This window comes from Sorangium aterium (genome assembly GCF_028368935.1).
Lineage (GTDB): Bacteria > Myxococcota_A > Polyangia > Polyangiales > Polyangiaceae > Sorangium > Sorangium atrum.
In genome coordinates, this window is sequence record NZ_JAQNDK010000004.1 from 1,805,275 (window position 1) to 1,820,688 (window position 15,414).

Consider the following 15,414-nt stretch of genomic DNA (forward strand, 5'->3'; position numbering starts at 1 on the left):
CTCCTCACACCGCGAAGCGCTCGGCGTCGGCGCGCCGGAGCGAGATCCCCATGCCGGAGCGAGCGAGGTCCGGGGCGAGCGCGCCGCCCGCGGGCGCCGCCGCGCCCTCGAAGAGCATCCGCTCGATGCGGACGTGATCGTGAAAGAACTCGATGTGCGCGAGCCGCTGCACCGCGCACGCGGGGTGCAGGTGCAGCGAGGGGGCGCAGTGGCACGACAGGTCGAGCGATCGCGCCTCGCACAGCGCCGCGGCGGCGAGGAAGCCGGTGATCCCGCAGCGGCTCGCGTCCGCCTGCAGGACGTCGACGGCGCCGGCGTCCAGCATGCGGCGGAAATAGACGAGGTCGTAGCCGTACTCGCCCGCCGCGATGTCCATGCCGGCGGGCGCCCGGCCGCGGAGGAGCCGCAGCCCATCGAGATCGTCCGAGGTCACGGGCTCCTCGAACCAGCGCACGCCCTCGCCGGCGAACCGCTCGGCGAAGGCGAGCGCCTGCTTGCGGGAGTAGGCGCCGTTGGCGTCGACGAACAGCGCGGCGTCCTGGCCGATGGCGCGGCGCGCCGCGCGAACGCGCGCGAGATCCGCGTCGGGATCGCGCCCCACCTTCATCTTCACGCGCGGGATCCCCGCGGAGACCCAGCCGCCGAGCTGCTCCGCGAGCTCGGCCTCGGTGTACGAGGTGAACCCGCCGCTGCCGTAGATGGGCGCGCGGTCGCGCGCCATGCCGAGCAGCGTCGCGAGCGGGAGCGCGAGCAGGCGGGCCTTCAGGTCCCACAGCGCCGCGTCGACGGCGGCGATCGCCATCTGCGCGATCCCCGGCCGGCCGAGGTTGCGGACGCTGCTCACCATCGCGGCCCACGCGCCGGGGACGGCCATCGCGTCGCGCCCGCGCACGACCCCGGCCAGCCGGTCGGCCACGAGCCGCGCCGTCGCGACGTCGGCGTACGTGTACCCGAGCCCTCGCTCGCCCCCGGCCGACGCGTGCACGACGACCAGCGTCGTCTCGCGCCACGCGAGCGTGCCGTCCGACTCCGGGCGGTCGGTCGGGACGGTGTACGCGGCCACCTCGATCCGCTCGATCGGCACCGACGCGCGCTGCTCCTCGTCGGCCATCGTCAACCCCGGTGCGGGATCCAGCTCTCGATCATGTCGCGGTACGCCTGGCGGACGATCCCGCGCCCGCCCGGGTCGCCCCGGAGCAGCGCCGACGTGAGCATCGCGGCCTGCTTCAGGGTGATGTGCGGCGGCAGCGGCGGGACCTCCGGGTCGGTGATCGCCTCCACGACCACCGGCCGGTCGACCCGGAAGGCCTCGTCCCAGGTGCGCGCGACCTGGTCCGGGCGGTCGATCCGCACGCCGCGGAGCCCGAGCGCCTCGGCGTAGGCCGCGTACGGGAAGTCCGGCAGCGTCTGGGACGCCTCCAGCTTGGGGTCGCCGCTCATGGCGCGCAGCTCCCAGGTGACCTGGTTCAGGTCGCGGTTGTTGAGCACCAGCACGACGAGGCGCGGGTCCTTCCACTCGCGCCAGTACTTCGCGACGGTGATGAGCGTGTTGATGCCGTTCATCTGCATCGCGCCGTCGCCGACCATCGCGACGACCGGGCGGTCGGGGAACGCGAACTTCGCCGCGACCGCGTACGGCATCGCGGGTCCCATCGTCGCCAGCGTGCCCGAGAGCGAGGCCATCATCCCCGCCCGGACCTTGATGTCGCGGGCGTACCAGTTCGCCGAGGAGCCGGAGTCGGCGGTCAGGATGCAGCCGTCGGGCAGCCGCGGCGACAGCTCCCAGTAGACGCGCTGCGGGTTCAGCGGATTGGCGTCGTTCATCGCCCGCGCCTCGAGCACCTTCCACCAGTCGGCGACGCTCTCCTCGAGCTTGCGCCGCCACGAGCGGTCGGTCTTGAGCTTGAGGTAGGGGATGAGCGCCCGCAGCGTCTCGGCGCAGTCGCCGATCAGGTTGACCTCCATCGGATAGCGCAGGCCGAGCATCCGGCCGTCGATGTCGATCTGGACGCCGCGCGCCTTCCCCTCCTCCGGCAGGAACTCCGGGTAGGGGAAGTTCGAGCCGACCATGAAGAGCGTGTCGCAGTTGGCCATCATCTCCCAGCTCGGCTTGGTGCCGAGCAGGCCGATCGCGCCGGTGACCCAGGGCAGGTCGTCGGGGAGCGCCGCCTTGCCGAGCAGCGCCTTCGCGACGCCGCACCCGAGGATCTCGGCGGCGCGCGTGACCTCCGGCGCGGCCCCGAGCGCGCCCTGGCCGATCAGCATCGCGACCCGCTTGCCGGCGTTGAGCACGTCGGCCGCGCGCCGCAGGTCCTCCTCCTTCGGCACGACGCGCGGCGAGGCGTAGCCGATGCCGGAGTGCACGGTCCCGTGCGCGTGCGGAGGCTGCTCGACGGCGTCGAGCTCCTGGACGTCCTTCGGGACGATGACGCACGTGACGGTGCGCTCCGCCCTGGCGATGCGCATCGCGCGGTCGATGAGGTGGCGGATCTGCGCGGGAGAGGACGCCATCTGCACGTACTCGTGCGCGACGTCCTTGAAGAGCGTCACGAGGTCGACCTCCTGCTGGTAGTGCCCGCCGAGCGCGGCGCGGTCCTGCTGGCCGACGATGGCCACGACCGGCTGATGGTCGAGCTTCGCGTCGTAGAGCCCGTTCAGGAGGTGGATCGCGCCGGGCCCCGAGGTCGCCAGGCACACGCCGACCTCGCCCGCGAACTTCGCGTGGGCGCACGCCATGAACGCGGCCATCTCCTCGTGCCGCACCTGGATGAACCGGAGGTCCGGAACGCGGTGGAACGCCCCGACGATCCCGTTGATGCCGTCGCCCGGATAGGCATAGACGCGCCGGACGCCCCACGCGACGAGGCGTCTCAGCAGGAACTCGCCGACGGTCTGGGCCATGATTCCCTCGCTGCGAGCTCGTACGTGAGCTCGACCCAGCGCGGCGTGCGACAAACGTGCCGCCTCGCCGCGCCGCGCGCTGCGTGCCGCGGCTGCGCGTGCGAGCGTGCGCTATGCGCGCGGGCGCGGGCAGGGCGCGGGCAGGCAGGGCGGCGCTTTGCTTACGTGAGGACTTACGTGAGGAGGCGCCGCCATGGGCTCGCGCGCCGCGCGGCGGCCCTGCGCGCGCCGAACCCGACCACGGCCGCCGCGCACAGCGCGAAGGCGCCGAGCGACCCGCGATGCAGGTCGAGCCAGAGCTCCGGGCTCGAGGGCTTCGAGCGCCGGTCGAACGGGCCGTGGGCGCCGAAATCGCCCTGCACGGGCGCCCACAGGTCGTCGGGGCGATCGGGATCGGCGGGCTCGTCGGTCAGCTGCCGCGTGTACCCGACCCGGGCGAGCCATCGATCGAGCAGCCCGGGGATCACGCGGTTTCCCCAGATCGCCTTGACCGTCGGGAGGCCGACCATGACGTCGCGGCGGTCGTGGTGCGCGGCCCAGTAGAGCGCGTCGGCGGCCACCTCGGGCTGGAAGATCGGTGTGGCTTGTAGGGGAGGCGCGACTTCGACCAGAGGAACTGCGGCGTGTTCATCGCGGGCAGGTGCACCATGCTCACGCGCACGCGGCTCCTGTCGTGGAACAGCTCGCTGCGCAGCGACTCGGTGAAGCCCACGATCGCGTGCTTGGACGCGCAGTAGGCCGACTGGAGCGGGATGCTCCGGTGAGCGAGCGCGGAGCTCGCCTGGACGATCGCGCCGTGATCGCGGGGGAGCATCCGCGAGAGCGCCGCGAGCGTCCCGTGCACATAGCCGAGGTAGTTGACCTTCATGACGCGCTCGTACTCCTCCGGTCGCGTCTCCTTCACCGGCGAGAAGACCGACGTCATCGCGACGTTGATCCAGGCGTCGATCGGGCCGAAGCGCTCCTCGACGGCCGCGGCCGCGGCCTCGACCTGCGCGAAATCGGCGACGTCGGTCGGCAGGACGAGCGCGCTCGCCCCGGCGTCCTCTGCCTCGCGCCGCGCCCCCTCGAGCCCGTCGAGCCCGCGCGCGACGAGGCCGATGCGCGCGCCTTCGCGCGCGAACCGCCTCACCGTGGCGCGCCCGACGCCCGCCGACGCCCCCGTGATCACCACGACCTTTGGCCGCCTGCCTCCGTCCATTCCCATCGTGCTCTCACCTCGCCCGCGGCGTTAGGCAACGTGAATGCCACCCGGCGAGTCAGCGACCGCGAGGGGAGCTCACGGCCCGCAGAGCTCCGGGTTCGGCGGCGGCGGCGCCGGGTACGCGTCCGTCGCCGTCTTTGCGAACTGGCACGCGAGATCGTCCGGCTGACACCCCGCCTGGGAGATGCACGCGCCGCTCTCGTCCGTCCCCTGGCACAGGCACTCCTCATCTCCCGGGTCGCAGATCTCGACGAGCTCCATCATCCCTTCGTCCTCGTGGTTCAGCTTGTGGCAGTGCAGCACGAACTGTCCCGTGAACCTCCGGGGGTTCATGATCACGTCGCGCGGCCCGTCCTCGGCCTGGACCCACATCGTGTCCCGCCAGTGGGCGAAGTTGGGCTCCTTGTTCGATTTGTTGGGGCACACGAGGAACGGGTTGATGTGGATATGGAACGGGTGCCCGTCGAACGCGCGGATCTCCCAGCGCTCCGGGCTCCCGGCGGTCATGACGCGATCGCTCCGGTAGCCGCGGGCGCGCCGCTCGTCGAACTTGCGGCAGCTGATGTTCGGATCCGGGCAGATGCACACAGGGGCGTCCGGATCGACCTCGTGCGGGTGCTCTCCCGGGTCACATGACATGAGCGCCACATCGCTGCTGAGATCGGGCGGCTTGCTCCCCGGCGTGGGCACGAGGAGCACCACCTTCTGGTGCACGGTCTCGACCGAATCGCAGCTCACCTCCATCTGCTCGCCGTCGACCGTGCCCGTCCACGAGGTGGGCGGCGCGAGCGCGGCCACGTCCGCCTCCGCGGGCAGGTTCACCTCGGTGGGCTCGCCCGCGCCCGGGTCCACGTCGACGATCGCGATCACGCTCCCCAGGAGATCGTTCGGCCGGCGCCCGACGAGGCAGAGCGTCTGCTTCCCTTCAGGCATCTTCACCATCACGTCGGCGCGGTACCCGGGAGAGACCCACACCGTGTCGCTCCTGTAGAACTGCGGGAGCGTCAGCCCGTCGCGCGCGATCTGCGTGGTCTCGATGGGCGTCTTGTCGAAGTCGGAGCACGAATCGTCCTTCGCGACGTGGAGCTTCATCCCCATCTCGTCCGGGCTGCCCGCGTAGACCATGCGCCAGCGCTCCACCTGCCCGGGGGGCGTCGTGAGCCGCGGCCTGAGCTTGCCGTTGATCAGCGTGGCCCGGAGCGACTCGACGGCGAGGAAGTCGGTCACCGACAGGTTGTCCTCGGTGCACTCCTCTCCCTCCTTCAAGGGCACCGTGTTCTCGTGATCGATGGGCACCTGCGTCATGACCATCACCCGCTCTCTGGCCTTGGCGATGCCGGGCAGCTCGTCGAGCGCGCCCTCGATGAGGAGCGCCCCGGCGGCCCCATCCATGACCTGGATGGCCGTGGAGCCGTGGATGTGAGGGTGGTACCAGTCCGTGCCCTCGTGGTGGATCCCGTCCTCGTCCAGGTCCCAGCGGTACCGGGCGCTCTCTCCCGGCCCCACCTCGTGCAGCACGTGGTCGCCGAAATACCTCCCTTCGGGCGCGCAGCCGTCCCCCTCGCACGGGTCCGCGGGATCGTCCGTCGCGAAGTTGGGCTGCACGTGCAGGCCGTGGCCGTGCAAGTTCGTCAGGTTGAAGTCGTGGCACGACCTGCTGCCATGGCCCATCATGCTCGCGATCTCGCGGAAGTCGCTCTTCGTGAAGTCGTTATGCAGGTTCACGTGGACCTTGCGATCCTCGCCCTTCGGAATGCGGATCGTGGGGCCGCTCGTCATTCCGTTGTACGCGCGGAGACAGAACCGGCGCCCGTCGATCTCGACCTCGCTCGGGCCGAAACGCAGCTCGTACGCTCCATCCGCGCCCGGCTGGAGCTCGGGGGGGTCCTCGTATGTGGACGTCGGCCGCGGCGTCGTGCTCGTCGTGCTCGTCTCCTCGCCTCCGCCGCAGCCTGCGAGCGCCGCGAGGGAGAGGGTTAGCGCCGCGAGCGAGCCTGTGCGCCTGAGCGTGTGCGAATCGTCTCGTGCCATCGACTTGTCTCCTCCTTCCGCGACACTATCGAGCGGCGCCGCATGTGGATGGCCGAAGACGGTCACCCCTGGCTAGAATGCGGACAGTGGCAGGGTGTATGGACCTCGAAGAGCTTCGCGCCTTCCTCGCCGTGGTCGAGGCCGGCTCCTTCCTGGGCGCGGCCCGCGCGCTCGGCTCGTCGCGCACGACGCTCCGGCGTCAGGTCGCGTCGCTGGAGGCGCGCGCCGGCGTCCTCCTGCTCGAGAGCGTGCGGAACGGCGTCGTGCCGACCGAGGCCGGGCAGGTGCTCGCCCGGAAGGGGCGCGGCATGGTGCAGGAGGCCGCCGCGCTCCTCGCCTCGATCCGGGAGGTGGGCGACGCGCCCTCGGGCACCCTGCGGGTCATCCTGCCCGTGGGGCTGCCGCCGCACATGATGACGCCGCTCTTCGCCGCCGTTCGGAGCGCGTATCCGAGGCTCCACGTCCACTGCCGCTTCAGCAACGATCCGCTGGGGGAGGCGCTCACGGACATCGACATCGCTGTCCACTTCGGCGAGGACGCGCCGAGCGGACACTGGATATCGCACGTCGTCCTGCGCGTCCGCGAGTGGCTCATCGCCAGCCGCGCGTACCTGGAGAAGCGCGGCACGCCACGGACGATCGACGATCTGAAGCACCACGAGCTGTTCGCGTGGCAGGCCCCGGGCGAGGACGCGCGCACCTGGCGGACATGGCGGGGCGCGCCCTTCACCGTCCAGCCGGCCCTCATCGCGACGGACATCCACTTCATCCGGCACTGCTGCATCTCCGGCCTGGGCATCGGCCTCGTCCCCGACGCGCTCGTGCCCGACCCCGACGTGGGGCCGGGCGTGCTCGTGCCCGTGCTGCCCGACGTGGTGGGGCAGGAGCGGCCCGTGCGGCTCAGCGTCCCGGGGGCGCTGTCGGAGATACCGAAGATCAAGGTGTTCATCGGGCACGTGCGCGCGTCGCTCGGGAAGCTGTAGCGGGGCGCCGATCGGAGCGCGCCGCCGCTGCGCCCTGCGCTCACGTCCTCTCAGCCCCATCCTCCACCTGCTGTTGCGAACGGACGGTAACCCGCCCTATACTCCGCGTTTGGCTTGATGGCGCGTCACACGGCCCCCGATCCCGAGACCCTCAGCGATCCCGCGCGCGCCGCCGCCGCGGCCGTGCTCGACCCATCCGGGCGATGACGCCGGCGGAGCTGATTCACTATCTGGAGGAGTGCCGCGCGCTCGCAGCCGCGGAGATCCGGCGCATCATCCCGGCAGACCAGCGCTCCGGCGCGGCGCTGTATCAGCTGATGCTCGACTACCCCCTCCGGGAGGCCAAGGGACTCAGGCCTGCGCTCTGCATCGCGACGTGCCGCGCGCTCGGCGGGAAGCTGGAGTCAGTCGTGCGCTCGGCGGCCGTGCTCGAGCTCTACCACAACGCCTTTCTCATCCACGACGACATCGAGGACGAGTCGCTGATGCGCCGCGGCGGCATGACGTTGCACCGCGCCCACGGCGTACCGATCGCGGTGAACGTGGGCGACGCCATGCTCGCACTCTCGCTCCAGCCGCTCCTCGACAACATCGGCGTCATCGGGCTGGGCCCCTCGCTGCGCGTCCTCCAGGCGGTGGCGCGGATGACGCGAGAGTCGGTGGAGGGGCAGGCCATCGAGCTCGACTGGGTGCGCCGGGAGGTGTGGGACCTCTCGGACGACGATTACATCCACATGGTGGAGCAGAAGACCTGCTGGTACAGCTTCATCACGCCCGTCGTGCTCGGGGCGATCACGGCGCGCCTCGAGCCGGTGCGCACCGAGCGGCTCTCCGAGTTCGCGCGCAGGCTCGGCGTCGCGTTCCAGATCCAGGATGACGTCCTGAACCTGGCCGGCGACGTGGGCGAGTACGGCAAGGAGATCGGCGGCGACCTCTGGGAGGGCAAGCGGACGCTGATGCTGCTTCACATGATGCGCCATGCGACGCCGGAGGAGCGCGCCGAGGCGGCGCGGATCCTGTCCCTGGCCCGCCCGCGCGGCACGGAGGGGGAGCCGGCGGTGCCTCCGGTGATCGATGCGACGCTCGCGCGGCTGGTCGACCGAGGAGAGCTGACCACGGCCGGGCGGGATCAGGTGTGCGCCGCGGTGGAAGAGGCGCACCGCGGCGGCGACACCGTGAAGACCACCGAGCAGGTGCGCTTTCTTCAGGAGCTGATCGCGCGATATGACAGCATCGAGCACGCGCGGGCGGTGGCGCGCGCCTGGGTGGAAGAGGCCCAGCGCGCGCTCGACGCCTGCAAGGGATGGTTGCTGCCCTCTGCGCACCGCGATCTCCTGGAGGCCCTGGTCTCGTATGTGTTCGAACGCGTCAGGTGAGTGATGGAAGAGATCTTTCGGATGTTCGCGGAAGCCTATCGCGCCAGCGTGGCGCATCCGTTCCTGGGAGGCTCGCTGTCGGGAGCGCCGTTTGCGGGAGCTCCTCGCGGAGCTCCGCTGCCGGGGCCGTCGGGCGGCGAGCCGGCGGCGGCGGAGCACGCAGGTGCGTCGCCGCCGGGCCCCGCTGGCAGCCCATGGGGGGTCGCACCTGCGCCAGGACTGCCGCATTCGCCCTCGATGTTCGACTGGATCCGCGTCCAGGCGCTCATCTACGAAGAGGTGCGGCGCATCCACGACCTCCTTGTCGAGCGCCTGGTCGCGCCGGCTTTGCACAGCTCCGCGCGAGGGCCGGATGGTGCCGCCGGGGCCGTGCCGCCCGAGGGGGCGACGGCCGATCCGCGCGAGCGCGAGGTCGTCGACGTCTTGTGCCGGGCGCAGCTCCTCCTGTTCCGGCACCCCGTCGCGGCACAGGCCGCCTTTTCTACCCTGATCGCCGAGGGGAGGCGGTTCGCCGCGACCCCGGAGGGCGCCGCGTGGACGGCGGCGCTCGCGTCCTCGGATCTGCTCCGCCACGGCCGGCGTGTGTGGGATGCGGTGTCGCTCAACCTGTTGGAAGAAGATCCAGAGACCATCGTCCCCTCGGCGTACCTGGAGGCACTGCTCAGCGCCGCGAAATCCGCCGATCTCGACGGCTTGCTGAACGCGTTGCGGGACGCGCTGGGGGAGGGCGGCCGTGCCCCTGCTCGATAGCGTCCGCGACGAGTTCGCGAACCGCAATGCGCTCCTGCACCTTCTCCTGGGCGCCATCTCGATGGGCCGCAGGCTCGACGCGCTCCTCCCCGGTGCGCCGGCGATGTCGGAGCCGTCCGCGGGGGCACCCGAGAAGCGCCGCCTGCCGCCTCCGGACGGCGCCCCGCACGGCACGTCGGCAGGCGATCCCCGCGGAGCCAGCGATCAGCTCCTCTATCTGGTGCTCGGCGCGATCTCCCTCCGCCGAGCGCTGATGGCCGAGCTCGAACCCCTGCACGCCGCGCACGCCGCGGCCGTGCGGCAGGGCGCCGCGGGAGCGCAGGATCCCGCGGGACAGGCCGCGACGCTGCGGGATCTGCTCCGGTGATCCCCGCGCCGCCCTTCCCCGTGCCGTCACCGGAGATCACCGCCGCGCTGCCCGGGATCGATTACTTCCGGCGCTCGCCGTCGCGCCTCACCGGCAGAGCCGATCACAAGGAGTGGCAGCACTTCCTGGTCCACACCGAGGCGGCTCACCTGCTCGTGAACTTCAACCTCACCGACGATCGCTGGGCTCGTGACGCGGTGCGCGCCGAGACCGCGCGGCTCATCGTGCTCGCGCGCGTCGGCGCCGGATGGGACGGCGAGATGGACCGCTTCGAGGAGACCGACGTCGAGGTGATCCCGGGCGGCATGAGCGCGCGCTTCGGCAGGAACGCGATGGGCTTCGAGGGCGGGCGGTACATGCTCTCGATCGCGCTGCGCGGCCGCCCGATCGCGGCCGAGCTCGAGCTCGTGCCGACGACCTTTCCCGCGCGCTGGTTGAATCAGCCGCTCTCGCGAGACAGGTACCTCTCGTGGGCGTTCGTGCCCCGCCTCATGGCGCGTGGCACCCTCTCCATCGGCGGCCGCGCCGAGCGCATCGAGTCCGCGCCCGCGTACCACGATCACAACTGGGGGCGCTTCCTCTGGGGCGACGATTTCTCGTGGGAGTGGGGCTCGGCGTTGCCGTGGGACGCGGGCAACGCGTGGAGCCTCGTCCACGTGCGGATGGCAGACCGCGGCCGCTCGGTGGTGCGCTATCAGGGGCTGTTCCTCTGGCGGGGCGCGCACCCGTTCCGGATCTTCCGCGACGAGGAGATGAGCGTGACCCACGACGGCTGCTTCGATCTTACGAGGCCGCTCAAGATTCCACGCGTCATGGCGATGCTGTCGCCCGGCACGGCGAGCGACGTGCCGCGGCGGATGGAGGTGCGCGCGCGTGGCGGCGGCGACGACCTCCGGGTGTGCTTCGAGTCGGAGGACGTCGCTCAGGTGGTGATGCCGAGCGAGCAGGATCTGGAAGGGGTCGTCACGCTGAACGAGGTGAGCGGGCGGGTCACCGTGGAGGGGCGCGTCCGCGGCATGCGCGTCGAGATGGAGGGCCCCGGTGTCTTCGAGTTCATCCGCGACTAGGGGCTCCGTGGCGGCGCTGCTCGACGAGTCGTTCGCGACGCTGGCGAGGGAGCTGCCAGAGGCCTACGCGCGGATGTGCGCGCGGTTCGCCGGGAAGACGGTGCGGATCGAGGTGGACGGCGAGCGCTTCGTGGCCGCCTTCGAGAGCGCAGCGGCGCGCGTGCGCCGGGTGGGCACGGAGGACGACGTGGGCGCCGACGCGTCGATCACGACGAGCCGGCGAGCGATCCGGGACGTGCTCGAGGCACGGCGGTCGCTCTCGGACGCGGTGCTCGCCGACGAGGTGGAAGCGGTGGCGCCGCTCGACAGCCTGGTGGAGGTCCTCGCCGGTCTATCGATGTACGTGCACGGCGCTGTGCGGTGTCCGTCGTTCCCGCGGCTCCTAGAGCGGTTTCAGGGGCTGCTGGCGGGCGACGAGGAAGTGTGAGACTCCAGGAGGAGCGAGGCGGCGCCCTCCGCGGCCCCGAGCAAGCGACCTTGCACGACGATCCCGCTGCGACGAGGCTTCCATGACGAACGTTGCAAATTCCGGTCTTCGAGAGAGCGAGCAAGAGGGCGCCGCCGAGGCCGGCGGCCATTCCGGTCCGCGCGTGACCGTCTACGGCGCTGGCATCGCCGGCCTCACCGTCGCGCACGAGCTGGCTGAGCGTGGTTTCAAGGTCCGTGTCGTCGAGCGCGAAGAGGCCTACGACAGGCGCGGTGAGCTGCGCATGGCCATCGGCGGAGTCGCTCGCACGCACTATGCGGCGGCGCGTCGCGACGATACCGGCAGGCCAAAGCCTATCCGGTGTACAAGCGAGCTCCGGACGGCGGAGGCGCGCCTCGATCCGGTCCGCAACCACCACGAGGCCGCTAGCGAACCCGGCGATGCGGACGACGAGCAGGTCGTGCGCGTGCACGCGAGCGCGTGGCGCCCGGTGGCCGTCCAGTTCGGGGTCGGGACCGACGAGCTCATGACCGGTCAGGACGAGGTGTTGAAGACCGAACTGGAGAGGTTCCTCCAGCACACGGACGACGAGGGGCTCCACCGGATTACCGTGACAGGGTATGTCGACGCCGAGCGGTCCAAGGCGTCGCACGGGAACGCTGCCGGCGACGCGCTCCCGGCCGACAAACGCGGGGCCACGGCGCTCGCCGAAGCGCGGGCGCTCGTCGTCAGGCAGCGCGTCGAGGAAGTGTTGGCGGGCGCTCGCTGTGGATACCGAGGCCAGTTCCATGTCGAGCTGCGCGCCGCACGTCCGGGAGAGCTCGCGGCCTCTGCCCTCGGCGAGCTCGTCGAGCACAACCGCATCGCCGTGGTCGACGTGCGCCGCATCATGCTTCCCGGCGAGCACGGCTTTCGATTCTTCCCCTCTTACTACAACCACGTGTTCGACTCGATGCGCCGGATTCCGTTCCTCGACGCGGAGGGGCAAGCGACCGGCCGCACGGTGTACGACAACGTGATGCCGACGCCCAACCAAGGCATCGCCCAGAATGGGCTCAGTCCGCTCATCCTGCCGCGCTCACCCCCGGGGTCGGCCTATGAGCTGAAGGAGCGCTTCTCGGTGATGCGCGAGCTGGGCTACACGCCGCTCGATATCCTGCAGTTCATGCTGAGGACGGTCAGGTACATGTGCACCAGCTCGAAGCGACGGGCAGCGGAGCTGGAGAGGATCTCCTGGTGGGAATTCCTCCAGGGGTACAATCCCGCGAATGGTACGTTGAGGTACAGGTACAGCGAGCGATTCACGCGGGACATCACGACACAGGCGCGGGCGCTCGCTTCGTTCGACGCGGTGTGGGGGGACGCGCGGACGTGCGGCAACACCTGGGTCCAGCTGTTCTTGAACTGGCTGCAACCGGCCGCGAAGGTCGACGGCACGCTCAACGGCCCCACGAGCGAGGCGTGGCTCGACCCGTGGAAACATTACCTCACGACGCGGCTCGATGTCGAGTTCGTGCAGGGGACGCTGGTCCGTGTCGAGTTGAAGGAGGAGAACGGGCGGCAGACAGTCGTGCCTCATGTGCGGCTGCTCAACGAGGCCGACGACGAGCGCGGCCCCGGGCCCCAGCGCGCTCTCTCGGACTACTACGTCATCGCGACGGATCCCAAGACTGCAGAGGAGGTGACCCGGGATCTCCGTGCTGCGCCCGATGGCCGCGGCCGGATCGGCGTCCCGCTCGGCTTGGATGGATTCACGACGCGGGTGCGTCCGCAGCCTCCCACGGAGGGGCCCGGCAAGGCACGCAGCCCGTCAGGCAAGTACGGTCTCGAGCTCTGGGATCGATTCCAGACCATGTCCGGCATCCAGTTCTTCTTCAAGAACGAAGATTTCAAGCTCAACGACGGCTATGTCTTCTTCAACAAGGCGGCGTGGGCGCTGACCTCGATCAACAGCGTCCAGTTCTGGACCCAGCGGCCGACTGCGCTGCGCGACGGCTTCACCTCGCTCATCAGCGTCGACCTCTGCGACTGGGGCGCGAAGGCCGATGGCGGCGAGGTGGCCGGCAAGTCGATGTGGGAGTGCACGGCGAACGAGATCGCCGACGAGGTCTGGCGCCAGCTCACGACGGAAATCAGGCTCGTCGCTCCGCCCGGGCACCTCGGGAGCCCGTTCGTCGGCCTTCCGCCGAACCCTACCTGGTTCCACATCGATCGGAACATCGAACTCGGGACGGCGCCGCCCGACGTCGGGCGCCCGGTCAGCAACCGGACACCGTACCTCGTGCCCATCAAGGGCGACTGGCACAACCGGCCGGGCGCCCAGCCTTGGGACCCGAGCCCGGCAGCTTTCAACCTCCCGCCGGAGCACCCGGAGGAACGGCGGCTCGATGGCGCGTGGCAGGCGAGGCACGGCGGATACCTCGTTCACTGGGACAAACTCGTCTTCGCCGGCGTCTACCTCAAGACATTCACCCGCATGACGACCATGGAGGCCGCGAACGAATCCGGCCGGCATGCCGCGAACGCGATCCTCGATCATTGGCTCGCCACGTCCCCCGGGAGGTGGTCGCCGCCGCACCAGGAGGCTGCGCGAGCGCGCGCGGAGGAGGACGAGGCGAAGCGCATCGAGGAAGCACGGCATATGCGATCGAGCGTCTTCTACACGGCGACTCCACGCGGCGACTACTCCAAGATCTGGAACCCGGAGCGCTGGGAGATGCCTGAATTCCTGCTGGCCAAGCAGGTCGACGAGCGGTACTTCGACCTGGGCCTACCGCACCCGTGGGACATGTGGGGTGTGGAGACGATCCCGTCGCTCCTCTCCCATACCCTCAACGCCACGATCGCCGGCGCCGCGCCGGACACGCGCGGCGCCTCCCCCCAGGACTCGATCGAGGCGGCGTTCGAGACCATGCTGCGATCCATCTACCCCGAAGGTGGTTGGGTCGCGATGCTCGACGTTTTGCGCAGGTACTGCCGCGAGATCGACAGGCAGACGCACAAGACTGCTCAGGCCGCGCGCGGCGGGTCGAACCCATGATCCGCGCGCCGCTACCCGCGGAAGATCAGCCGTGAACGACGGGATTCGACTCTACCTCATGCACCAGCTGGCGCTCTCCTTGCATTGGTGGAACGCGGTCGTGTTTCAGCCGGCGATCTACCGGAAGAAGCTTGGCCTCTACGTGCCCGCGACGCTCGGCGCGCCGCCGGCGCCCGGCGTCCCGACGGGGGGCGGGCAACGGCTCACGCTCCAGCACGACGAGCCTGATCTGCTCTCGGCCGAACCGGACGACTACGAGGGTGTGCGGGAGTTCGATGCGCACTCGGCGGATTACGACGCTCTCGTCCGCCCCTTTTCCGATCCGATCGTCGCCGAGATGATCGGGCTCCTCCGGCCGCACCTGGCGCGGAACGCGCGGATCCTGGATCCGTCAGCCGGGCCGGGGAGCGCGGCGATCCAGCTCTCGTGGCTGGTCCCCGAGGGGGAGGTGATCGCCGCCGATCTCTCGCGAGGCATGGTGGAGACGGCCCATCGCAACGCGCGGGCGGCGGGGTGTCGGAACATGGCGTTTTTCCAGGCCGACGTGGCGCGGCCTCCGGCCGCGTTCGAGGGCTATTTCGACGCGATCTTCTGCTGCCTGTCGTTTCACCATTATCCGGACGGAGCGGCCGCCGCGCGCGCGTTCCGGGCGGTCCTGGCGCCGCACGGGAAGGCATTCATCGCCGATCCCGGGCCCGCCTGGTTCATCGAGCTTGCCCGGACGATCTCGGTGCTCGCGGATCCGGGGTTCGTCCAGCACCGGACGGGGGAGGAGTTTCAGCGACTGTTCACGGAGGCGGGGTTCTCGTCGGTATACTGGGTCGAGGCGCTGCCAGGGATCGGGGTGACGATCGCGTCGGTCTGACGGTCTGACGGGTTGACGCGCCGGCGGGTACGTCGGTTGCTGACGTTGGGAGTGGGGGCCATGGCAAGACACCACCGGAAGATCGCGATCTCGTGCGCGGCCGCTGCGATGGCCGTGACGGGCTTCGCGGGAACGGCGCGCGCGCAGATCGCCGACGCGGTCTACGAGGACGTGAGGGAGATCATCGAGGATCTGATCCAGCGGGAGGTCGCCGAGGCGGTCGCCCCGAACCTGGTGTGCCAGACGGCGCGCCTGGCGAGCGTGGATCAGCGCCTCGAAGAATACGCAGGGATCCTCGACAAGCTCGAAGACGCGGCGGCGGGCCCCGAGAAGGACGCGCTCGAGAAGCGGCGCGACGCGCTGAAGCCCGTCCTGCGGAGCGGGTTCCCGATCCTCACCTATT

At 70.5% G+C, this 15,414-nt stretch carries 14 protein-coding genes; 9 read left to right on the forward strand and 5 right to left on the reverse strand.

Going from position 1 to position 15,414, the window contains the following annotated elements:
* Nucleotides 1–4: 4 nt before the first annotated feature.
* The 5 genes from POL72_RS38270 to POL72_RS38290 all read right to left on the reverse strand — a co-directional run bounded on the left by POL72_RS38270 (nucleotide 5) and on the right by POL72_RS38290 (nucleotide 6,136).
* The gene (locus POL72_RS38270; protein WP_272101808.1) at nucleotides 5–1,111 is read right to left on the reverse strand and encodes an enolase C-terminal domain-like protein; all 1,107 of its coding nucleotides are present in this window, start codon (nucleotides 1,109–1,111) and stop codon (nucleotides 5–7) included.
* Nucleotides 1,112–1,113: 2 nt separating this feature from the next.
* Entirely contained in the window at nucleotides 1,114–2,901 is a 1,788-nt protein-coding gene (locus POL72_RS38275; RefSeq protein WP_272101771.1) for a thiamine pyrophosphate-requiring protein, read from the reverse strand.
* A gap of 173 nt (nucleotides 2,902–3,074) precedes the next feature.
* Nucleotides 3,075–3,410, reverse strand: a complete 336-nt coding sequence (locus POL72_RS52375; protein WP_272101772.1) for an SDR family oxidoreductase — start codon at nucleotides 3,408–3,410, stop codon at nucleotides 3,075–3,077.
* Nucleotides 3,365–4,108 carry an SDR family oxidoreductase gene (locus tag POL72_RS38285; RefSeq protein WP_272101773.1) on the reverse strand — a complete coding sequence of 248 codons (744 nt, stop codon included), beginning with the start codon at nucleotides 4,106–4,108 and terminating at the stop codon, nucleotides 3,365–3,367. Before POL72_RS38285 ends, POL72_RS52375 begins: the two co-directional genes overlap by 46 nt.
* Before the next feature lie 72 nt (nucleotides 4,109–4,180).
* Nucleotides 4,181–6,136, reverse strand: a complete 1,956-nt coding sequence (locus tag POL72_RS38290) for a multicopper oxidase family protein (protein WP_272101774.1) — start codon at nucleotides 6,134–6,136, stop codon at nucleotides 4,181–4,183.
* A gap of 98 nt (nucleotides 6,137–6,234) precedes the next feature.
* On the opposite strand from POL72_RS38290, the gene POL72_RS38295 reads away from it, so the two are divergent.
* From POL72_RS38295 to POL72_RS38335, 9 genes are all read left to right on the forward strand, one after another.
* Nucleotides 6,235–7,119 (forward strand): LysR family transcriptional regulator, encoded by an 885-nt coding sequence (locus tag POL72_RS38295; protein WP_272101775.1) that lies wholly within the window; start codon nucleotides 6,235–6,237, stop codon nucleotides 7,117–7,119.
* Between the two features lie 203 nt (nucleotides 7,120–7,322).
* A complete protein-coding gene (locus POL72_RS38300) occupies nucleotides 7,323–8,495 on the forward strand; it encodes a polyprenyl synthetase family protein (protein ID WP_272101776.1) in 1,173 nt (390 codons plus the stop codon).
* A 237-nt stretch (nucleotides 8,496–8,732) separates the two neighbouring features.
* A complete protein-coding gene (locus POL72_RS38305; protein ID WP_272101777.1) occupies nucleotides 8,733–9,245 on the forward strand; it encodes a hypothetical protein in 513 nt (170 codons plus the stop codon).
* Complete coding sequence (locus POL72_RS38310; RefSeq protein WP_272101778.1) at nucleotides 9,229–9,612, forward strand: hypothetical protein; 384 nt, start codon at nucleotides 9,229–9,231, stop codon at nucleotides 9,610–9,612. Before POL72_RS38305 ends, POL72_RS38310 begins: the two co-directional genes overlap by 17 nt.
* Nucleotides 9,609–10,679 carry a hypothetical protein gene (locus POL72_RS38315; RefSeq protein ID WP_272101779.1) on the forward strand — a complete coding sequence of 357 codons (1,071 nt, stop codon included), beginning with the start codon at nucleotides 9,609–9,611 and terminating at the stop codon, nucleotides 10,677–10,679. Before POL72_RS38310 ends, POL72_RS38315 begins: the two co-directional genes overlap by 4 nt.
* Nucleotides 10,680–10,686: 7 nt before the next feature.
* The gene (locus POL72_RS38320) at nucleotides 10,687–11,106 is read left to right on the forward strand and encodes a sterol-binding-like protein (RefSeq protein ID WP_272101780.1); all 420 of its coding nucleotides are present in this window, start codon (nucleotides 10,687–10,689) and stop codon (nucleotides 11,104–11,106) included.
* An 82-nt stretch (nucleotides 11,107–11,188) separates the two neighbouring features.
* The gene (locus POL72_RS38325) at nucleotides 11,189–14,146 is read left to right on the forward strand and encodes an FAD-dependent oxidoreductase (protein WP_272101781.1); all 2,958 of its coding nucleotides are present in this window, start codon (nucleotides 11,189–11,191) and stop codon (nucleotides 14,144–14,146) included.
* Between the two features lie 31 nt (nucleotides 14,147–14,177).
* A complete protein-coding gene (locus tag POL72_RS38330) occupies nucleotides 14,178–15,011 on the forward strand; it encodes a class I SAM-dependent methyltransferase (RefSeq protein ID WP_272101782.1) in 834 nt (277 codons plus the stop codon).
* Between the two features lie 60 nt (nucleotides 15,012–15,071).
* Nucleotides 15,072–15,414, forward strand: a 343-nt coding sequence (locus tag POL72_RS38335) for a hypothetical protein (RefSeq protein ID WP_272101783.1), incomplete at its 3' end; no start/stop codon positions are given.